A 21,442-nucleotide genomic window follows, 5' to 3' on the forward strand; every position below is an offset into this window, starting at 1 on the left:
GATTACTTGAATTGTTTAAGGAAACGAAGGTCGTTCTCGAAGAACGCACGAAGGTCATTTACGCCGTAACGAAGCATCGTTAGACGCTCTACACCCATACCGAATGCAAAACCAGAGTATTTCTCAGGGTCGATGCCAACAGAGCGAAGTACGTTAGGGTGAACCATGCCACAGCCTAGAACTTCTAGCCATTTGCCATCTTTACGTTTCACGTCAACTTCAGCTGAAGGCTCTGTGAACGGGAAGAATGAAGGACGGAAACGCACTTCAACTTCTTCTTCAAAGAAGTTACAAAGGAAATCGTTAAGAATGCCTTTAAGTTGTGCGAAGTTTACGTTCTCATCAACTAACATACCTTCCACTTGGTGGAACATTGGCGTGTGAGTTTGATCGTAGTCGTTACGGTAAACACGACCCGGAGCAATGAAGCGGAAAGGCGGTTTGCCGTTTTCCATCGTACGGATTTGAACACCAGAAGTGTGCGTACGTAGCATTAGATCAGGGTTGAAGAAGAAAGTATCGTGATCAGTACGAGCTGGGTGATCGTCTGCGATGTTTAGTGCATCAAAGTTGTGGAATGCATCTTCGATCTCAGGGCCAGACTCAGTGCTAAAGCCAAGCTCACCAAAGAACTGTTCGATACGCTCAACTGTGCGTGTAACTGGATGAAGACCACCGTTCTCAATGCGACGACCTGGTAGGCTCACATCGATAGTTTCTTCAGCTAGTTTCGCTTCAAGCTCTGCACGTTGAAGTGCGTCTTTGCGAGCTGCGATCGCTTGTTGAACAGCACCTTTCGCTTTGTTGATCTCTTGACCAGCAGTGCGACGCTCTTCAGGTGGAAGTTTACCTAGGCTTTGTAGTTGAAGAGTTAATTCACCCTTCTTACCTAAATACTGAACTCGCACTTCATCAAGTGCGACTAACGAATCTGCTGTATCAATAGCAGTCGTTGCATTAGCAATGATCTCTTCTAGATGTTGCATCATTTCCTCATCTACCAGTTGGTAGTGTCCGTATCGGATGATTAGTTTTTTTAGATAGCTACACATAGTAATCAAACACGCTACCAATGCCAAATTGAATCGCTAAAAGAGCAAGTTATTGACTAAAAACACGGCAAATTTAACAGGATATTAATGAGGAGTAGGAAGAAGTGGAACAATTACTGGTACCACTCCTTAATTTGGAAGCGAATCGCGCTCAAAAAATAAAGTGAGCAAGGCTCTCAATTTGAAGTTGCTTGGTTCGAGGTTTTAAGCGAGTAGAGCTCAAAAACTAAAGTGGCCTGAGCGCTAAAACTGACGAGAGCTATGGTTCTAAATCTTAAGTAAATCGAGATCTAAATCTGAATCGAACAAACGCTGTTCTTCCCCGCGTTTTTCGCTAAATAAACGGACTCATCAGCCGCTTTAATCAATTCATTCATGGTTTCGAATTCTTGGGTCATTTCAGCCACACCGACACTAATGCTGCCAATCCAAGCTTGGTTGCCGGTCTCGACCTCTAATTCAGACACTTTCTGGCGAGTCGTTTCTGCGATGTGCATACCCCCTTTAAGATCGGTATCAGGGCAAATCACCAAGAATTCATCGCCCCCTAATCGGCACACAATATCATCGTTGCGGAATGTGTTTTTCAGTTCGCGCGAGAGAGTTTTTAGCACCAAATCACCTGCATCATGGCCACTGGTGTCATTAATGCGCTTGAAGTGGTCGGCATCAATCATAATGCATACCAAAGGCACGCCAAATTCTTTGGAGTCTTGCCAATGCACGGCTAACTGTTTAAAAGCGCAGCGGCGGTTAGGCAAATTAGTGAGTGAGTCTGTTAAGGAGAGTTCTTCAAGTTTCTTATTCGCTTGTTTTAACTCTGCCGTACGTTCCTCGACTTTGTCTTCGAGTAACTGATTGAAGCGTAACAACTGTTTGTTGCGTTCAGAGACCTGCTCAAATAAGCCTTTAAGCGCGGCTAATAAAGGGATGGTTGACGAGTCTTGCTGCTTTTCTTCTGCTTCAAAGGCTTGGAGGGGTGTTGCGCCCTCTTCTATCGCGGCTATTTGTCGCGCCATGTTTTGGTCGATGCCGAGGATGTGATAAGCAAGCCAATGAATGAGGAAATCCAGTAGGTGACGTGCTGACGCCTGATCTTCTTCCAAGATGAAAGCTTGCATGCTGTAGATATCTTGCATAAACACACGATGCACTTTGATGTGTTCTTCAATGTGTAAGTCATAGAGTCCGCAATCTCTCATCAAAGATTCTTCTTCTTTAAAGTGAAATTCGGCATAGCGTGTGAGATCGAGTAAAGCGACATTCATGCCGTCTATAGAGATCGTATTCTCTGACAACAGGTTTCCGTAGTGATTGATAAAACCAACAAGGTATTGATGTTGTTCGTCTACGACACCAATGCCTGTTTCAAAGTTTTTATCCCAATTAAATGAATTCATAAATCCCTTAGGGCCGATACCACCAGCACAACTTACATGCATATTCGGAGGTTATAGAGGTTCGAAAAATATAACCATCTTACCTGTGGGGCTATTCGATTATTTGCTCTATTTTATAAAAAGATGACATTGAACATTCTAAATATAGCGCGTCTTAAATCTGAGACGCCCCCTTTAACAAGAGCGCCCCACCAAACCAACATTAGAAATAATATTCCAACGCTACCTCAACAAAATCATCCTTTCGAGCGAAGAACAACAAGTCTTCTGGGGTTTCGTTCTCAAACAACCAAGCGTTCAGTCGCCACTTGAGGTTGTTATTGATGCGGCTTGAGGCTTCCAACTTGGCACTGTAGACATCGCTGTTGTCCAAGTCTTGAGTGATGCCTGTAAGCACTTCGGTGCCGTCTTCATCGTTCAAGGCGAAACGCGCACCAAGGAACACATCGTTTTGACCGATGGTTTGGGCATTATTGCCTCGGCTGTCATACAAGTATTCGGCAATGAAACCGATATCCCAGTATGATTCAAGCGCCCCAACCCAAGTGTATTCAAAGCCTGTCGCGACACCTGTGTGGTTATCGTAACTATCGCGATAAATGCTTTCCAGCTTCCATAACCAATCACCAATAATGCCTTGCACATCCAATCCGAAGTGCTGCATTTGCGCGTAATACGGCTTAAGTTCATTGCCTTCTACACGGTAATAAGGGTCGCGGTTTGTACCACCTAGGTAGCTTAAACCAACATCCCAATCGCCGTACATTTGGCTATAGCGCAGTGCTACATCAACGTGCTTTTCTTCTCTCGAGGATTCGTAAAGTGCATCGTCCGATACAGGTACAGTCGGCCTTAATCGACCGTCTTCCCCTGCAAAGGTACGCTCACGAAAATACGGCAATAACATGGCATCAATCGTTCCCCAGTCTTTGATCGACGTGAAGTGCACCATAGGCTGACCCAATTTGGATTCACCATCGACCGATTCAATAGCATCGGTTTGATTTACCACATCCACTAAGTGCGCTGATTCGGTTACACCCCAGAACACCTTACCGACACCCGCTCGCAGTTCGTAATCATCCCAGTAGGTAAGATACAAAGCTTCACGAACGTCGCCATGGGTTCTCTCATCATCTTCGCTGTCTAGGCGATAAAATGGCGTGAAGGTAAAGCTGCCGTTGCCCTCTTGTTGTTCCCAGTAAAACTCCGGTTGCAACACCAGTGAGCTTTGCCCTTTATCTTGCCCTTGTAAGCCGTCACTAAAGAACTTCCTGTGTTCAAGGTTAACCTGCCCTGCAAGTTCTGGGGTGACCTGTTCTACGAACTCAGAGCTAAAACCTGCCGCAACACATGGCAACGACACCTGCATAAGCCCAACGGTCGCCGCCAAGGTTAAAGATAACTGCGTTCCTGTTAACACAATCCTTTTCATATTCTTGCCTTACTTTGCACGTTTAAGTGTGTTTTTTTGAAAATCCTTGTCCTTAAGACCGGTCTGGAACGCTAAATCTGTCGTGGTTAATACGGTACTCTTACCTGTTTGGTGGTTTTGCATCGACATGGTGTGCGCGCGCCAGTATTGGTTTAGGTATTGTTTGTAGTCTTGGAACGTCAGGGTTTTTAGCAATGCGCCTTTACGGTCGTAAAACTCCACTTGAACGGGGCGGTAATATTGTTGGTCTAGCCATACTTTCTGCATGGTGTAGCCAGAGTTTTTGTCGGTCGGAACTTGCTCTAAGACAAAGGTATCCACGCCTTCGATTTCGGCGTCTTCAATGTAGTTGAAGGTGTACTTTCCTAGCTCGAACGAGCTCAAGTCTTCGTAAGCAAATTCACTTCCCATAAACGGGCCCGATTTGTTACGTGAAGAGATGCGTTTTACTCGTTTCAATGCTGGTAGATACAGCCATTGATCATCTGATTTCGCTATGTGTGAGTGATTCAAAAAAGCCGTGCCTTTTACGTCACGAGGCTCATCAAAAATGGTCAACCCTTTATCGCCGTCGTCATCAACCTCTAACGACTTCAATCGCATTAGGCGCGAGCTGCTTTCGCCTTGTTTGTTGCGAAGTAGCATTTCCATGGTCGCAACAGAATCGCCCCACCCTATATCGACGGCTTTACGCTGTTCGGCGATCTCTAAGCCTTTCGCAGGATCGGCTAACGCAGGGAAAGCCACGAACGCGCCAATAGTCATCAATGACGTTATTAGTGTTTTCTTTGTAATAGAGTGTTTAAAGCTTTTCATAATGATCTCCTTGAGTCAGCCCACCGCAGCAGGCTGACGATTCCTTATTTGGTTGAAGTAGTCAGTTCGCCAGTTGGGTTAGACGGGCTGGGTTGAGCTTTAGCGGATGACTTTGGTTCGTAATGAGTCTGCTTGTCGAAGATCATCAGTAAGCTAGGTAGCAAAATGAAATCGACCACCAGCGCAATGAAAATCACAATCGCACTGAGTAAACCCATGTCTGAGTTGAGTCTGAAGCTCGACATCGCTAGTACAGAGAAACCAGCCACTAACACGACAGTGGTGATCCACAGTGCGCGACCAACGGTGTGGAAGGCGTAACGAACGGCTTCCTCTGCTGATTTCCCTTCTAATCGTGCTCGTTGGTATTTACTTAAGAAATGCACTGCATCATCGACAACGATACCCAGTGTGAGCGTGACCACGACCGATAAACCTAGGTTGATTTCACCGGAGATAAGCGCCCACAAACCGAAACCAATAATCGCCGGGGCAATGTTTGGCACTAGGCTGATAATGCCCAAGCGAACTGAGCGTAATGCAAAGATCATCAAGCCAGAGATAAGCACTAAGGTGATAGGCAGAGTCGATAGCATGCTCGCCATATTGGTTTCACCGATGTGAGCAAACATCAATGACGGGCTAGATGCTACGACTTCATATTGCGGCGCATTAGCGGCAAACCATGAGTAGATGCGCTCTTCGAGTTCCACTAATTCCACACTGCCCAGGTTGTCCACCGTCAGCACCATTTTGATCGATGATTTATCGACGTTGATTTGGTTGTTTAAGTCCAAGCCGTACGGCAATGACATCTCATAAAGCAGCAGATATTGCGCGGCAAGTTCACGGTTAAGCGGCAATTGGTAGTAGCTTTCATCGTCGCCATGCATGTTCTTGTTCAAACGCATGTAGACATCGGAGAGCGTGGCCACATGATCGGTTTCTGGTTGTACGCGTAGCCAATCGGTAAAGTCACCAATCGCTTGCAAGAACACAGGATCGGCAATTGCTTGAGACTCGTTAGTTTTGACCGCGATGCTGATGGTGGTCATGCCGCTCACGGTCTCTTCCATGAAGTCCGCCGCTTGTCTGAACTCGCTTGAGGTATCGAAATACTTCACCGATTCATCATTTACTCTGTTCAATGGAATTAACGCGGCAGCGCCAACGATAACTAGAGTAGAAATAGGCAATAACGCTTTGCGGTTAGCAACGACAAAATCACCGAGCTTATCCATGAATGTGACTTTGCTTTCCGCTGCTTCATTGGCTGGTAAAGTCTTAACTGGCAAGAGCTTTAACAGCGCAGGAAGCATGGTCACAGAGAGGAAGCACGCGATGATCACGCCCAATGCCGACAAGTTCCCGAAGTCTCGTAATACGGGAGAGTCCGACATATTCATCATCAAGAAACCAATCGCGGTGGTGACAGAAGTAATTAAGATCGGCATCGCATTAAGCTTGATACTGTATTGAATGGCTTGTGCTTTCTCCATCCCGCGTTGCATCGCTTGTTTCATGGTCACAATCACGTGAACACAATCGGCAACAGCAAGGGTTAAAACCAAGGTTGGCACGTTAACCGTTGCGGTGCTGAGGAACATCCCTGCCCAACCAGATAAACCCATGGTCGCGACAATCGAAGAGATAATCACAACTAAGGTAGCAAGCACGCTAAAGAACGAGCGCAGCATAAAGGTTAAGAACACCAACACCACTAACAGCATTAACGGCACCAGTGTGGAGCTGTCTTCTTGAGCCGAGGTCATAAAGGCGTTATTCATGGCAATGATGCCCGCCTTGTGGAATTCGACATTAGGATATTGTGCCTCGTAGCGGTCAATCATGGCGTTGATGGCCGCAATGACTTCTTGCACTTCCGCCGTTTTGTCCACTTCGGGCAATTGCACCGTCACGTTAACAATGGTCACGTCACCAGAAGCCGATACCAGTGCATTCTTAAGCAGTGGTTCGTTGAGCGCGATCTGTTTTACTTTAGCGATCCGCTCTGGTGTGTGCTCGTATTCTTCGTACAGCAAATCTTCCACTAACAAGTCGTCTTCAACGGCTTCGGTATTCTGATAATTGGCGAGCGAATCGACACGGCTTGAGTACGGGATCTGCCAGGCATCGACCGTGAGGTTTTGAATTAAGGTGAGGGTTTCTGGGGTGAAGACATTGCCGCCTTCTGGTGCGACGACAATCGCGAGGTTGTCAGTTTTCGCAAAGGTGGTTTGGATTTCATCGAACGCCATCAACTGTTTGTTGGTGCCTTCGAAGAAGATATTGTAGTCCCCTCTAAAATAGAGGTTCTTCGCCCCTAATGCAGAGAGCATGATGATTGAAAAAACCACCAGCAGAACGATAAACGAACGCTTGGTCGGTATTGAGTGCCAACTGTTATTTAGATCCCCGTTTACGCTATCGACATTACGGTTATCTCGATTTTGGTGATCGAAAGCTGGCTTCTGGCTGTCATGTTCCATCACAGTCTCCATTTGTGACGATTCGTCATAGTTGTGTCTTAAAAAGCCAGCCGAAGCTGACAAAAACACAATTCTTAGTCATATACTCAAGAAAACCAAAACCACACTAGGCTAAACTTAAGTTTATGACGAATCGTCACTAATGGTTATTAATAAACCCACATAGGTGGGCTTAGTTGAAGCTTATCGACCTACTGACTCTAAGTAAGCGACTTCTTCACTGAACAGTTCTTGTTCTACACGGCGCCAGGTTTTACGGTAATCCCAATCACTCGAAAGGGGCTGCCAGTTGAGGCCGTCTAAAATCATGTTCGCGTTATGTAATACTGAATACGGGTCTTGTAACCGCTTGATACAATGACTGTTTGAAGCATTCTGAGACAAAGCATTTGAACCAAATGCGATTGACCAGTTGGCGAATACGATGGCATCTGAACCCACGCCAGAAGAGAACTTTAGGTCACCGGCTTCTACTGCTTGATTGACGAGCAGATCCGCTTGTTCGATAACGATTTCTTCTAATTGATTCATCTCGGCCACGCGTGCACTGGAGGCTTTCTCTAGTACCCATGGGCTTTTCGCCATAATCGCGCAAGTTGATAATACCGGTTCCATACGAGCATAAACTCGGTACGCAACGTGCAATGCGACAATCTTTTCGCGTGAGTTGCCTTCAAACTCTCCAGAACGAGCAAACAACAGTGCCTCAGACTTAAGAGAATGAATACATAACGCTAAAACCACGTCTTCTTTGCTGCAAAAGTGATTGTATATCGTACCTTTAGAATAAGAGCTTGCCGCCGTTAGCCTATCCATCGTCAGGTTTCCGAACCCTTGTTCTCGAACCAGATCTTTCGCTAACAACATCAATTCTACTTCTCGGTCGGCTATGGATTGCTGCTTCTTAGACAGCACCGCCTTGCAACCAAAGATACTTTGTTTATCGCCTTTACAACCAAAGCCAAACATAATTTTTCAGTCCGTATTTGAGCTTAGCTATTACCTAAGCTTAATCAGCATTTAAAACGCTCCTGTCCAATATATTAACACGAATAGTAAATTCATGTGGTTAACCATTTTATGACGCTTCGTCATTTCTGACTTATCGTCATAATAGCGCAAATATTGATCATATCAAGGTGTTTTATAAATTAAATACAACTTATGAATGTATGGGTAAGTATGTCAATAAGTAGATAAAGAAATCATCAACAGTCACTAGAGAGAGAAGATAGGCGCTTTCATGAAGACAACACGAAAGTTTAGAAGCTCATTCTTAACGTTAATAGACCACGTTATTTTAAGCCTTGGTACAGAATCAGACCCGAAAAAGACGGCCGTAAACCCCATCTTTAGCCACCTTCTGACCTAGAATGAATGAGTGTAGGCTTACTTTTTGGGGCAGACCTCTCCTTATGGTCAATATTTGGCTTACTAATGTCGTTTTCTGTTAAGTTGCTATAAATTCGGTAAGGGGTGACTTACAATAGTGACAACGACTTACCTTTTTTGAGAACACGATATTGAGCGCCAAATATTCTTATTTAGCTTGGCAAGTGAATACTTCTAGCCCAGCAGAAAAGCTGGTTTTATTGATGCTTGCAGATGGTGCTGATGAATTCGGTTACACCAATGTGTGCCTGCAAACGGCAGGTCAGCTTTGTGCTCTCTCTACGTTTGGTTTAGCCGACTGCCTTAAGTGTTTAGTCGACCAAGGTTTCCTCGATAAGGTGAAAGTAGACTATCGAGATAAGAAAGAGATTCACGTTTTCAAAATGCTCATTGAGCAAGAGCAAGCTACGGCGCACGTTGAGGTTCAACCGACCAATAGTATTCCGGTCTACTCTACTGCACCTGCACCTGCACCTGCACCTGCACCTGCACCTGCACCTGCACCTGCACCTGCACCTGCACCCAAGTTTCAGCCTGCTCCGGCACCAATGCAACACATGCAGCAGGCCCCTCGCCCACAAGGTCGAGGCTCAATGAACAGCAACACCGTCTCTACTCATGATCTCAACGAAGAAGAGATACCATCATGGGCAGAACGTGCGTTTAAATTCTCCGGTTTGACCGGTGACCATAGTTTAGTATGGAAGAAATTTGTCCTCTGGTATAAAGCCAAAGCCAATGAATTAATGCCATTATCTCGCATCGAATCCAAGCTGCAGTACTGGCTAGTTAACGAGAAGCAAAATGAAAGACAACAACAGCAGAAGACCTCTCAATATTCAGGAAATGCAGGACAAGCTCAAGGAAATGGGTATAGACAAAAGCTTAGCCCATCTGAACGCTTCAGGCAGCAGCTCATTCAAAAAGGCAAAAAGCCAACCTTCTGAGCCAGCTCAACCTGTTGTTCCCGACGCTACAGTACAGCCTAACGCACCTGAAGTGATTGAAGCACAAAGTACAGAAGTGAAAGTAGCGACACCAAACGCTGCGGGCTCTGGTACGTCTCAACAAGTGCCTGTTGTTGATCAAGATCCAGCAGATCTTGAGCTAACCGATTGGTGTATCCATGTGTTCGGTTCTTTCTTGAGCGTGTACGAAACTCAGTGGGAATACCAATACGGTAGTGAACCGAGCGGTAAGTTTCTTGAGTTTGCCCACTCTGTTGACTCAGACGGCCTTAACCGCGTACTAATGCACTGCCATGAGCGTATTCAACTTGGAAACAGTTGGCCGCCGCAAATGGGTGAGCTTTGGATCCTTAAAGATTCTTTGACTGAAGAAGAGCTGCTTGATAGCCGTATTCGTGTATTGTCGCGCACTGCTGTGAACAAGATTGAGAAGTGGTTAATCCAAAACAAACTGTACGACTTAAAGCGTACGGCTGAAAACAAGCTCGATGGCCTGTTTAAGAAATACTACTTGGAAGCAAAGCGTTTAGATGAGAAAGGTATGCTGGAAACAGAATTGCCGCAGTTCCTGCTTGCCGCTAACTCAGTGAAGAACCTAAACGACTTGAAACGCGAAGAGTATGAAAGCCAACACGGCAAAGCGATGAACCCAAGAATTCAGAAGATTCTAAACAGTAAGAAATAGCGCTCCTCGCTTAACTTATACCGCTTAAGTCAGCGACATTACTATTCTACAGATACAAAAATGCCAGCTATCAAGCTGGCATTTTTTATGAATTCTTACGAACTCTTTAACGACTATCCGACCGTTATTTACGATCGCCTTACTGATTAATTACAGTAGGTGGATAGTTGCGTTTAGCGTAAATACGCCAGAGTCGTCATCTTTCATTTTGAAGTTTTGGTAGCTAGCGCCGACAGATAGTGGACCAAAGATGAAGTATTCTGCGCCTACACCGTACATGATATCAACGTCGTCTTGTTTGAAGCTATCGCCTTTCACTTCGTAAGAGTGAAGACCACCCTTCGCATATACGTGAAGAGGACCGAAGTCGATACTTGGCTTGATCGCTAGGTAAGCAGTACTTACGTCAACACCTTGTTTAGCACGGTTACCGTAGCTAACGTTGTCGAAAGAACCAAGATCCCAGTAACCCGCTTCAACACCGATTAGTGGAAGGATACCTGTACCTACGTGGATGCCCATCGCCGTTTCATCTTCACCAGCAAATGAGTTTTGACCACCCATAACACCACCGTATAACCATGAATCAGCCATTGCTGTTGAAGATGCACCTAGCAATACTAGTGCTAATAACGTTTTTTTCATATTCGACCTTTTTCGTCCTAGTGGCAGGCCTTGAGTGGTAATAAATTGCCACCAAGTCGCCCTGTATGTAATAACTATTCAATTAGTAATGCAATAAGCAAGATTTATACCTAAACCTTGCTATTGCGTCTAGCTTTATTCCTTAGCAAGCATCAATCGCGTTTTTAACACGCTTATCTGATACTGGGTAAGGCGTTCCGAGCTGCTGTGCGAAGAAGCTTACACGAAGCTCTTCTACCATCCAACGCACCTCTTTTACATTTTCTGGAACCGCGATCCCTTTTGGGATTTTATTCAGCAGCTCTTTGTAATCATTCATTACTGACTCAACTTTGATCATATGCAAGCGATCTTTGTTCGGGTCAATCGGCAGTTTTTCCATGCGGCGTTCAATCGCTCTCATATAGCGTAGAATATCCGGCAGGCGTTTCCACCCACATTCTGTGGCAAACCCCTTAAAAATCAAACCTTCTACCTGAGCTTTTATGTCAGAAAGTGCGAATGCCATTGAAAGATCGACACGTCCTTTGAGCTTCTTACTGATGCTAAATGCGGTCGTTAGGATGGTTTCAACCTGTTGAGCAATCTCAACAACGCTATCGCCCAGCTCTGCACGTACGTGTTCTTTCAGTGCTTCAAACTGCTCTGGTTCCCAAACCAAACCGCCCTTCTCTTCAATCAGCTTATCAATACCACAAGCGATACAGTCATCGATAAGATCGAGCACCTGTCCGTATGGGTTGAAATACAAGCCAAGCTTAGATTTGTTCGGCAAGTTAGAGTGCAAGTATTTGATCGGCGATGGCACGTTCAACAGGATTAAACGACGCTGACCCGATTTCATTGCAGAGATCTGTTCTTGCTCGGTTTCGAACAATTTGATCTCTACGCTGTCTTTAGAATCCACCAGCGCTGGGAAGGCTTTAACATCGTAGCCGCCGCGTTTCTGCTGGTAGACTTTTGGTAACTCACCAAAGCTCCACGTATGCAGGTTTTGCTGTTCGATGTCATCGTCTGCCACTTTAGAAAGCGTTTCTTGAACCTTGTCTTTCAGGCTTTCTTTTAGCTCATGCAAGTCTTTCTGTTCTTTCAGCTTACGCTTGCGATGATCTACGGCGCGGAATGTTACCTTTAAGTGCTCTGGGATCTGGTCTAACTTCCAGTCATCACGCACCACTTCTACACCTGTCATGCGGCGCAGCTCTTTTTCAAGAGAATCCAACAACGGTGCTTCAAGTGGTGTAACACGAGCCAAGAACGCATCGGCGTAGTTTGGCGCAGGCACAAAGTTACGGCGTAGCGTTTTAGGTAGCGACTTGATTAGGCTAATTACCAGTTCCTGACGTAGGCCTGGGATCTGCCAATCAAAACCGTTTTGGTCAATCTGATTCAAGATAGGCAGTGGAATGTGTACCGTTACACCATCGTTGTCGTCGCCCGGCTCAAATTGGTAGCTCAGCTTCAGCTTGATACCATTTTGGTGCCAGAAGTTCGGATAATCCAAGTCAGTAACGTGGCTTGCATCACCGCGGAACAGCATCGACTTTTCGAAGTTAAGCAGCTCTGGTGTTTTCTGGCTGGTTTGCTTCCACCATGTATCGAAGTGACGGCCTGAAACAGCCTCTTCGCCAACACGTTGGTCATAAAAGTCGAACAGTTCATCATCATCGATCAAGATGTCACGACGACGCGATTTATGTTCTAGCTCTTCTACTTCTTGCAGTAGCTTACGGTTCTGCTTGAAGAAGGCATGTTTGGTTTCCCACTCACCTTCAACCAAAGCGCTGCGCACGAACAATTCACGGCTGACAGTGGCATCAATCGCACCGTAGTTCACTAAACGTTTCGGGATGATTGGGATTCCGTAAAGCATCACTTTTTCGTGTGCCATTACTGCCGCTTGCTTCTTCGACCAATGTGGTTCGCTGTAGCTGCGCTTAATCAGGTGTTTTGCTAGTGGTTCAATCCATTCAGGCTGAATCTTCGCGATAACACGACCCCAAAGTTTTGAGGTTTCCACCAGCTCAGCAGACATGATCCACTTAGGCTGTTTCTTAAATAGGCCAGACGCAGGGAAGATATGGAAGCGCGCATTACGTGCACCTTGATATTCATTCTTCTCTTGGTCTTTCATACCAATGTGAGAAAGCAAACCTGATAGCAGAGACATGTGAATGCCATCGTAACTGCCCGGTTCTGTATTCAGCTTGGTATCCAATTCACGCATCGCTTGGTGAATTTGGAAGTACACATCTTGCCATTCACGGATACGTAAATAGTTCAGGTAATCTTGCTTACACTGTTTGCGGAACTGGTTACTCGACAGCTCTTTTTGTTGCTGCTTAACGTAATCCCAAAGGTTCACAAACGTGATGAAATCAGATTCTTTATCAAAGAAGCGCTTGTGCTTATCGTCAGACGATTGTTGTTTGTCTGATGGGCGCTCACGCGGATCCTGAATCGACAACGCAGAAGCAATCACCATCACTTCGTGCAGACAGCGGTTGCTTGGCGCTTCAATCACCATACGCGCTAAACGCGGATCAATTGGCAGCTTAGCGAGCTTGCGACCAATCGCGGTTAGCTTCTTCTTGTCGTCGCCATGATTCTTGTTTTTATTCGCAGACGGTTCGACTGTCGCGATCGCACCCAACTCTTCAAGCAGCCTTACACCATCTTGAATGTTACGTTTATCTGGCGCTTCAACAAATGGGAATGCTTGAATGTCGCCTAAGCCTAGCGCAGTCATCTGAAGGATAACCGATGCTAGGTTAGTACGAAGAATCTCTGGGTCAGTAAACTCTGGGCGTGATTCGAAATCTTCCTCAGAGTACAGACGAATACAGATACCTTCAGCAACACGACCACAACGACCTTTACGCTGGTTCGCACTCGCTTGAGACACTGGCTCGATCGGTAGGCGTTGTACTTTAGTACGGTAGCTGTAACGGCTAATACGCGCCGTACCCGGGTCGATGACATACTTGATGCCCGGAACAGTTAGCGAGGTTTCTGCCACGTTGGTCGCCAGAACGATGCGTCGACCAGTATGAGACTGGAAGATACGGTTCTGTTCGCCAGCAGAAAGACGCGCGTACAGCGGAACAATCTCAGTATCACGCAGGTTACGTTTACTTAAAGAATCGGCAGTGTCACGAATTTCACGTTCACCGTTCATGAAGATCAAGATATCGCCTTGGCCTTCATCACACAGCTCATCAACGGCTTCAAAGATACCTTCGATTTGGTCACGATCTGAATCACTTTCATCACCACCTAGTGGGCGGTAACGCGTATCAACGGGGTAAGTACGACCTGATACTTCAATAATCGGCGCATTGTTAAAGTGCTTCGAGAAACGCTCAGGATCGATGGTCGCCGATGTAATGATAACTTTAAGATCAGGACGCTTTGGTAGAAGCTCTCTCAAGTAACCCATGATGAAGTCAATGTTCAGGCTACGCTCGTGGGCTTCATCGATGATGATGGTGTCGTATTGGCTTAAGAAACGGTCGTGCTGAATTTCCGCCAGTAGAATACCGTCGGTCATCAATTTGATTTGCGTGTTGTCAGAAATTTGGTCGTTAAAACGAACCTTATAACCAACAAAATCACCTAGCTGTGTTTCCATCTCTTCCGCGATGCGGTTTGCAACCGAACGAGCCGCGAGACGACGAGGCTGAGTGTGGCCAATTAAGCCAAAGCGGCCACGACCAAGCTCAGAACAAATCTTTGGTAACTGAGTGGTTTTACCCGAGCCCGTTTCACCCGCCACGATAACCACTTGGTTTTCAGAAATGGCTTTCGCAATATCATCGCGCTTTTGGCTAACTGGGAGAATCTCTGGGTATTCGATGGTTGGTTTGTGCGAGGCACGCTGATTTGCCGTCATCATAGACTTGGCAATGTCTAACGCAATCTCATCGAAGACAACGTTCTTGGATTGTTCGTTTTTAATTCTACTCGCACCAGCAATTCGCTTACTCAGACGGAAGCGATCGCGCATCATACATTCGTTGAGCGCTTTACGAAGAGAAGCTGGGCTATTTTGAGATGTTTTAGTATGGGCTGCTGCTGAATGATCGGCAGGTTTAGCTTTTGGTTGATTAGTTTTTGGTTGTTTAGCTTTTAGTTGCTTAGCAGGTCGGTTCGATGCAGGCTTATTCGATTTCGCTTCGTTCTGTGGAGAACTTGGCTGTGCTGCATTCTTGTTGTTGTCTGCTTTTTCCGGAGACGAAGTCAAAGCGTGTCCTATTCTTGTACTTATTAAACTCGCGCGATTATATCACAAGTCTCAAACAAAAAAGCCTGACAGCAAAGGGAAAACCTTTTGCTATCAGGCTGATTAATCTCGCTAACACTCGCAGGAGCTATAGAAGCGAGGTCAAATGCAAGTCGTACTTAGTAAACTCTGGCTTAAAGCTAACGTTAAAAACTGTCTCTACGAAAATGACAGTCAAAAACCACGATTAAAAAGAACAGCTAAAAACTACGCTTAGAACTCGTATTGGAAATATACCGTGTTGTAGTTACTGCCGCCTTTGATACGACCAAACTGAGAGGCGTTTTCAAAGATCGCAGAACGGTGATGCAATGAATAACCGAACCATAAATTGTTTAAGTCGTTCTTGCCAATCAAGTCGCCGACGTTCACGTCGAATGAGAAGTCTAAATAGTTCAACAGATGGCTTGCTGTGTAACCTTTACGGTCCATCTCAGAGCCTTCGATATAGGTAATCGAATCGATGTAAGACATACCCTCTGCCACACCAACACGCCACTGAGTTGGCCAATCAAAGGTGTAGTACGCTTTGATTGCGATGATGTATTCAGTGCTGCTTGATTGAACCTCTGAACTCCAATGATGCGCGATACCTGGCGTTAGGTAGATGTCCAATGGAAAGCCGAAGATCTCATCGGTTAACGGGTGGCCATAGAAGAACGAGGTCAACTGGTTGTTGTATTCGTCTTTCTCTCGATTGAACTTCATGATGTCGCCAATATTGGATGGCGTAGCCCAGCCGTGTGCGACACGTAAATACGGCGCATTGCTCAGCTTAGGTTTCGGCGCTTTCTCTTTGTCGTTAAAGAAACCAAAGCCAAGGTACAATTCACCTTGATAACGGTCTTCAACTATCGACGAATCATAGGCATTATCATCTAATCGAGTCACACCGGTTGAACCCAATAAGTACAAGTTTGAAGCCACATGGTAACGCGCTTCAACGCCGACATTCAGATCTACACCTGCACCAATGGTTTCATTAGACGCTGAGTAATACTCGCTATTGAAGTCAGCACTTTTGTAACGAAGTGTCGCACTTGGGTAAAACTCCCAATCTCCGGTTTCATACTTGGCTTTCGCACGTAAGTTACCATGGAGGTTGAATTCACTGTCGCTCATTAATTCCGTCTCGACAGACCAAGAACCATCAAGTTGGTAGGTCAGTTGAGCACCGAAGTCCGCAGTATCGCCTTCAATTGCGTTCTGCTCAGAAGCTGGGATATCAATAAAACGCATGCGAGAAATAGCATTAAAAGACCATTTCTCGTCATCTGTTTGATAAAGATAAGCACCCATCTCGGTACCATCAATGAACACATAGTCGTTCTTGAAAAACAGCATCGGTACGAATGAGTTAACCGATTGGTCACCACCAGACGTGTCATAAGGGATGCTTGCAGTACGGAACATTGCAGCGATGCCCCACTCTTGTTCTTCAGCAGCCCACGCATTAGCACTTAGGAAAGCGCTACTTAGTAAAGCCACTCCAGTTGAAGTGAGAGTCGGTAAATATTTGAGCTTCATTCTTATGTAATTACTCTTTGTAATAAATATTGTGTAACTGAATAGACATTTATTAACCATGATGGCTAACTATTTTTAGGTTTGATCGGCATTGACCGTTACAATGTAGAATATTCTCGGTTAAATGAAAGTATTGTGAAAGTCTCCGAATTACAAAACATTATAGATCAGTTACCCAAAGATTCCGATCCAGATATTGTTGTGGGTGAGGCGTGGCTGCCCGAGCGTTTGGTGGATACCAACCTAGACGGCGACATGCTATTTCTTGAATTCGATAATGCCCCTGAAGACAATCAAGGGGATGAAGAAGGCCGTGGCTTTGTTGAGCACGAGATTGCTATGATTCGAGAAAAGCTCGAACTGTTGTTAGACGAGCCTTCCGATACCAAGACCAAAGCCGATGCCCTATTGGCAATATTTCTAATGGGTCATGAACTTTCTAGCTCGGAAGTTATCGAAGTTCTTGAATCAACAGAATCTGACTCAGTAGAACTTGAAGCATCAAAGCTTGAAACCACAAAACCAGACACGAACAAGCTCGAAACAAAAGAACTCCACGACGACTAACCACCAATGATTTTAGGTACCGTATTGAAACCCTCTACGACATCATCTCTTCCCCTGTTACTCGCCGGACCCATTTTAAGAAAAACCACCGCGACTGAAGTGGTACTTTGGTTAGCCTCCAGCTCGCCCCTTGTTGGCCGGGCTGATATTTATATTAGTGAAACTGAGCACATTCGTGAAACTGAGCATATTCGAGAAACAGGCTTTTCGAACGAAAAAGAGCATTCTGAACCAAAACAAAACCAACCGTTTTATACCTCATCGCTTGAAGAGCATGATTCGATTCAAATCGGTACGCATGCGTGGGTAACGCTAATTCGCTTACAAGGTGAATTCCCGACTAATACGCCTCTTGAATATGACATTCACACAGAGTCAGGTTCACTAAAAGAGCTCGCCCCTCACCTTGTTTACAACGGTAAATCTCGCGTTGAGTTTAAAATATCTACATCGGCTGATTACATTCTTCATGGCTCTTGCCGTAACCCGCATCATCCCAGCAAAGACAGCTTAGTCGCAGCCGATAACAAGATAGCCGAGCAAACCGTCGCTGAAAGACCTGACATGCTGATGATGAGCGGCGACCAGATTTACGCCGACCATGTGGCAGGCCCAACACTTGATGCTATTCAACAAGTGATTCAACTGCTTGGTCTTGTTGGTGAGAGCTTACCGACCGACTCACAAATTAAAGAAATCAACAGCAGTGACGCACTGTATAGCAGTGAATATCACTTATATCAGCGTCATCACTATTTACCGCACCACACCGCTTCAGAATCCATGCTCGATAAGTTCTTCCCGAATCGCGGCGTGCCGATTTTTAGTTCTACCGATTGTGAAAACCACTTGGTCACGCTGTCTGAGTTTATCGCGATGTACTTGTTGGTTTGGTCTCCGACACTGTGGCAATGCGTCAATCGAGGACGTTTGATTGAGAATAACTTCACTCAAGGTGGACGCCAATTAACACCGACTGACCAGCAACAGTGGCGTGATGAAAACGTCATCATGGATGATTTCATTACAGGCTTACCGCAAGTTCAGCGCCTGTTCGCTCATATTCCGACTTACATGATCTTCGATGATCACGATGTTACCGATGATTGGAATCTCACTGTAGGTTGGGAGCATGCTGTCGACCAAAACCAGCTCGCCACTCAAGTAATAGGTAACGGCCTTGCGGCTTACTGGATGTGTCAGGGCTGGGGTAACAAGCCGGAGAGCTTCGACGAAGCGTTCATCGAGCAAGCAAAACATCTTTTTGTCGATCAACCGCGCATTACTAAACAAGCGCATAATGAAGCCGATGATAGCAATACTACTCACTCTGTTAGCAATATCGAGCCAGACAAGCATCAAGCCTTCATTGAGATGTTAAGTCGCTTTGAAGAGTGGCATTACACAATAGATACCTCACCCAAAGTCATTGTGTTGGATACTCGAACACGTCGTTGGCGTTCAGAGTCACGCATGAATAAGCCTTCAGGTTTAATGGACTGGGAAGCCTTGATTGAGTTTCAGCATCAGTTAATGAATCAAGATAAAGTAGTGATCGTTTCTGCGGCACCGATGTTTGGCGTGAAGTTTATTGAAACACTACAAAAGATGGCGACCACAATCGGCAAGCCATTAGTTATAGATGCTGAAAACTGGATGGCGCATCCGGGCAGTGCCAATACACTGATCAGTATCTTTACCCATACAAAAACACCGACCAACTTCGTGGTACTGTCTGGTGACGTTCACTACTCCTTCGCTTATGACATCAAGCTTAGGTATCGTCGCAACAGCCCGAACATCTATCAAATCACCTGTAGTGGCATTAAAAATCAGTTCCCTGCTCCGCTGCTTAAATTCTGCGATGTATGGGACCGCCTGTTATACAGCCCTCGCTCAGTTTTGAACTACTTCACTAAGCGTAAACGCTTAAAAATCGAGAAGCGAAGCCCTGATAATCAGACCTTCTATCGCCTTTCAAACCGCAGTGCAATTGGTGAGCTCAGGTTAGATAACGACGGGAAACCGCAATCGATCACGACACTCAGTGGTGATGGTAAAATTACCCGTTTCCCAGAGCCAGATTGATAAAGTGCTCCTTATCGCTCGCCTATCCGTAATGTCAGTTTTTAGTAAAGACGCTTGCGATCACACTCTGTAGACCCAATAGTTGTAGTTATAGTTGATAGCTATCAGCGTTACGGAACCCGATACAAATTTTAACTGGAGCTCGTTATGTTCAATTCTCTCACATCAATGTTTAAACAATTGATTGAAGGCCAGGACCTAAGCAAAAACCAAGGCGCATCACCTAATGTCGCCATTGCGAGTTTATTGTGTGAAGTCGCGGGAGCCGACCATCAGATCAATGAATCAGAAAGAGTCGCTAAGCTACAGCTTCTGCAACGTTTGCTGGATTTAGATGAAGAACAAGCAAAGGTTCTGCTAGCGCAAGCAGAACCGAAAGTAGAGCAATCAGTATCGCTGTATGACTTTACATCACAACTTAGAGACCTTTCTCAGCCAGTGCGAATCGACTTAATCAAAGCGATGTGGGAAGTGGCGCATGCCGACGGAGAAATTGACCCTATCGAAGATTCTGTGATCCGTAAAACAGCGGAACTGCTCTACGTTGACCACAGTGACTTTATCAAGACTAAGCTGAACGTCCTCGGTAAAAACTAACCAAAGGCTCTTTAATCGTGTTAATGGCACCAATAGCGTTAATGGTCGCTAATCGTGCTAATAGCGTTAATGGCCGTCAATAGAGCAAACGAGCTCTACTAGGCAGTTAACTATCGATTAAACTGACGGTATCTATCAGCGTAATCGATCGCCATGCATGATGCCTTTAAGCTCTAACGGCGTGCCCTTCTTAGTGACATAAAGGCCGCGCTGATTTGATACCAACACACTGCGCTTGCCTTGTGTTTGTTGAATGTATAAGTGCTTGATATTGAATGTCTGCTTATCTTGGGCCTGATCCTGGTCCAATTGATAAAGGTAGTAATGATTCCCCCAGCGCAAGAACACACCAAACATTTGCTTGGTTTGAGCGACATTCCCATCCATGTCATAGCCAATATACTGCATTTTGACTCGACCATTTTCCAATCGGAGCGAGATTCTCTCCCACCCGACCATCGGGTATTCCGCAGAAAATCGATAGGTACTTTTGGTTGCGAGCCCAGAGATTAAACCTACATTTAGAATCACAAACAGCGTCAATAAGATAGGCATCCAAAACTTACGATTCATACTTATTGCCCTCGCTCATTGTCATTGTCGCCTTCGCAAGAGACAGTTTTAAACTGATGGCTTATCTCTTTCCAATGTCCATTTATCAATGCGACGGCTTGGATATTCTGACACCCAACGCCAATGCGATGCAGATAGAGCGAATCAACACCGAGCTCTGACACGGCATCCAACTCTTTTATGACGGCTTCATCAAAATTCAAACTGTCGTGATAAACATCCATACCTCGGTAGGCACTCTTATCTATAAAAAAAGCAAACTGATAAAACAGCATGAGAAGAAGCGCGCTGACTACAATTCCGGCAATACGAGATTGGTGACGAGCGATAAAGTGCTTCGGCTTAAACGGTGGCGCTGATGTCAATTCATCGACGATGGCACCTTTCTCTGAAACGATGATGTTTTTCTCTGAAACGATGCCAGCTTTCTCTGAAAACGCAGCTTCAACATGCGCTTCAGCGGTAGATGTTGGCATCGATAAATAACTACCGACCTGTTTCAAACCATTGAAGCTGTACCCTTCCTTTTGAACCGTTAAGATTTTGCAATCACACTCAAACGAATTTAATGCAGTGCGAATATTCTTAACCGCGACATTAAGTGAACTGCCTGTCACAACCCTGCCCGGCCAGCAATGCTCAAGTAAAAAGTCTCGACCAACGGCTTTTGGGCTGTTCTTCACTAGATGCTCAAGGATCAGACCTTCTGAGGGGGATAAGGTGACCCGCTTACCAGATTCCGAATCAATGAGTGTGTTATTAATCAACTCGATGCTCGAAGCGTCTAAGGTGATTTTTTCATGGCTATTGGCGTTCATTTCGGCGAGGTGTTCATAAATAAAAAGGTCATCAAAAAAGTGTTTGTTTGGTCGAACTAATAGCAAACCATACATAGAAAAGAGTAGTGACAAGTTTAGCCAATAATT

Annotated in this window: 16 protein-coding genes; 5 read left to right on the forward strand and 11 right to left on the reverse strand. The window is 45.4% G+C overall.

Features of this window, described 5'->3' with window-relative positions:
- Positions 1-2 precede the first annotated feature (2 nt).
- The 6 genes from pheS to L3V35_RS08685 form a co-directional block, all read right to left on the reverse strand.
- Entirely contained in the window at positions 3-986 is a 984-nt protein-coding gene (gene pheS, locus L3V35_RS08660) for a phenylalanine--tRNA ligase subunit alpha (protein ID WP_004734764.1), read from the reverse strand.
- 356 nt (positions 987-1,342) lie between these two features.
- The gene (locus L3V35_RS08665; RefSeq protein WP_237299370.1) at positions 1,343-2,452 is read right to left on the reverse strand and encodes a GGDEF domain-containing protein; all 1,110 of its coding nucleotides are present in this window, start codon (positions 2,450-2,452) and stop codon (positions 1,343-1,345) included.
- A gap of 202 nt (positions 2,453-2,654) precedes the next feature.
- Positions 2,655-3,887 (reverse strand): hypothetical protein, encoded by a 1,233-nt coding sequence (locus L3V35_RS08670; protein ID WP_237299372.1) that lies wholly within the window; start codon positions 3,885-3,887, stop codon positions 2,655-2,657.
- A 9-nt stretch (positions 3,888-3,896) separates the two neighbouring features.
- Positions 3,897-4,652: an outer membrane lipoprotein-sorting protein gene (locus L3V35_RS08675; protein WP_237299914.1), complete on the reverse strand. Its 756-nt coding sequence runs from the start codon at positions 4,650-4,652 to the stop codon at positions 3,897-3,899.
- Positions 4,653-4,747: 95 nt separating this feature from the next.
- Entirely contained in the window at positions 4,748-7,255 is a 2,508-nt protein-coding gene (locus tag L3V35_RS08680) for an MMPL family transporter (RefSeq protein WP_237299373.1), read from the reverse strand.
- 120 nt (positions 7,256-7,375) lie between these two features.
- Positions 7,376-8,161, reverse strand: coding sequence for a TetR/AcrR family transcriptional regulator (locus L3V35_RS08685; RefSeq protein WP_017074568.1), 786 nt, complete (start codon positions 8,159-8,161; stop codon positions 7,376-7,378).
- Between the two features lie 554 nt (positions 8,162-8,715).
- On the opposite strand from L3V35_RS08685, the gene L3V35_RS08690 reads away from it, so the two are divergent.
- Complete coding sequence (locus L3V35_RS08690) at positions 8,716-9,531, forward strand: hypothetical protein (protein ID WP_114633314.1); 816 nt, start codon at positions 8,716-8,718, stop codon at positions 9,529-9,531.
- Positions 9,452-10,237, forward strand: a complete 786-nt coding sequence (locus L3V35_RS08695) for a hypothetical protein (protein WP_237299915.1) — start codon at positions 9,452-9,454, stop codon at positions 10,235-10,237. Before L3V35_RS08690 ends, L3V35_RS08695 begins: the two co-directional genes overlap by 80 nt.
- Positions 10,238-10,387: 150 nt before the next feature.
- Here L3V35_RS08695 and L3V35_RS08700 read toward each other — a convergent pair whose 3' ends face one another.
- The 3 genes from L3V35_RS08700 to L3V35_RS08710 all read right to left on the reverse strand — a co-directional run bounded on the left by L3V35_RS08700 (position 10,388) and on the right by L3V35_RS08710 (position 16,691).
- A complete protein-coding gene (locus L3V35_RS08700) occupies positions 10,388-10,882 on the reverse strand; it encodes an outer membrane beta-barrel protein (RefSeq protein WP_114633312.1) in 495 nt (164 codons plus the stop codon).
- A 142-nt stretch (positions 10,883-11,024) separates the two neighbouring features.
- Positions 11,025-15,125, reverse strand: a complete 4,101-nt coding sequence (gene hrpA / locus L3V35_RS08705; protein WP_237299375.1) for an ATP-dependent RNA helicase HrpA — start codon at positions 15,123-15,125, stop codon at positions 11,025-11,027.
- 252 nt (positions 15,126-15,377) lie between these two features.
- The gene (locus L3V35_RS08710) at positions 15,378-16,691 is read right to left on the reverse strand and encodes a MipA/OmpV family protein (RefSeq protein ID WP_146458144.1); all 1,314 of its coding nucleotides are present in this window, start codon (positions 16,689-16,691) and stop codon (positions 15,378-15,380) included.
- Positions 16,692-16,772: 81 nt separating this feature from the next.
- Here L3V35_RS08710 and L3V35_RS08715 point away from each other — a divergent pair, with 81 nt between their 5' ends.
- The 3 genes from L3V35_RS08715 (at position 16,773) to L3V35_RS08725 (ending at position 19,943) form a co-directional block, all read left to right on the forward strand.
- On the forward strand, positions 16,773-17,258 hold the full coding sequence (locus L3V35_RS08715) for a hypothetical protein (RefSeq protein ID WP_237299377.1): 486 nt from the start codon (positions 16,773-16,775) through the stop codon (positions 17,256-17,258).
- Positions 17,259-17,264: 6 nt separating this feature from the next.
- The gene (locus L3V35_RS08720) at positions 17,265-19,346 is read left to right on the forward strand and encodes an alkaline phosphatase family protein (RefSeq protein ID WP_237299378.1); all 2,082 of its coding nucleotides are present in this window, start codon (positions 17,265-17,267) and stop codon (positions 19,344-19,346) included.
- A 147-nt stretch (positions 19,347-19,493) separates the two neighbouring features.
- A complete protein-coding gene (locus tag L3V35_RS08725; RefSeq protein ID WP_237299380.1) occupies positions 19,494-19,943 on the forward strand; it encodes a TerB family tellurite resistance protein in 450 nt (149 codons plus the stop codon).
- A 135-nt stretch (positions 19,944-20,078) separates the two neighbouring features.
- Here L3V35_RS08725 and L3V35_RS08730 read toward each other — a convergent pair whose 3' ends face one another.
- The gene (locus L3V35_RS08730) at positions 20,079-20,516 is read right to left on the reverse strand and encodes a hypothetical protein (protein WP_017077881.1); all 438 of its coding nucleotides are present in this window, start codon (positions 20,514-20,516) and stop codon (positions 20,079-20,081) included.
- Between the two features lie 2 nt (positions 20,517-20,518).
- A complete protein-coding gene (locus tag L3V35_RS08735) occupies positions 20,519-21,409 on the reverse strand; it encodes a helix-turn-helix domain-containing protein (protein ID WP_237299917.1) in 891 nt (296 codons plus the stop codon).
- Between the last annotated feature and the right edge of the window lie 33 nt (positions 21,410-21,442).

Source organism: Vibrio sp. L5-1, from assembly GCF_021728315.1.
Taxonomy (GTDB): Bacteria; Pseudomonadota; Gammaproteobacteria; order Enterobacterales; family Vibrionaceae; genus Vibrio; species Vibrio splendidus_K.

Coding starts and splice junctions, on each gene's coding strand:
- pheS (WP_004734764.1), bottom strand. CDS start 986: ATGCAACATCTAGAAGAGATCATTGCTAATGCAACGACTGCTATTGAT.
- L3V35_RS08665 (WP_237299370.1), bottom strand. CDS start 2,452: ATGAATTCATTTAATTGGGATAAAAACTTTGAAACAGGCATTGGTGTC.
- L3V35_RS08670 (WP_237299372.1), bottom strand. CDS start 3,887: ATGAAAAGGATTGTGTTAACAGGAACGCAGTTATCTTTAACCTTGGCG.
- L3V35_RS08675 (WP_237299914.1), bottom strand. CDS start 4,652: ATGACTATTGGCGCGTTCGTGGCTTTCCCTGCGTTAGCCGATCCTGCG.
- L3V35_RS08685 (WP_017074568.1), bottom strand. CDS start 8,161: ATGTTTGGCTTTGGTTGTAAAGGCGATAAACAAAGTATCTTTGGTTGC.
- L3V35_RS08695 (WP_237299915.1), top strand. CDS start 9,452: ATGGGTATAGACAAAAGCTTAGCCCATCTGAACGCTTCAGGCAGCAGC.
- L3V35_RS08700 (WP_114633312.1), bottom strand. CDS start 10,882: ATGAAAAAAACGTTATTAGCACTAGTATTGCTAGGTGCATCTTCAACA.
- L3V35_RS08710 (WP_146458144.1), bottom strand. CDS start 16,691: ATGAAGCTCAAATATTTACCGACTCTCACTTCAACTGGAGTGGCTTTA.
- L3V35_RS08720 (WP_237299378.1), top strand. CDS start 17,265: ATGATTTTAGGTACCGTATTGAAACCCTCTACGACATCATCTCTTCCC.
- L3V35_RS08725 (WP_237299380.1), top strand. CDS start 19,494: ATGTTCAATTCTCTCACATCAATGTTTAAACAATTGATTGAAGGCCAG.
- L3V35_RS08730 (WP_017077881.1), bottom strand. CDS start 20,516: ATGAATCGTAAGTTTTGGATGCCTATCTTATTGACGCTGTTTGTGATT.
- L3V35_RS08735 (WP_237299917.1), bottom strand. CDS start 21,409: ATGTATGGTTTGCTATTAGTTCGACCAAACAAACACTTTTTTGATGAC.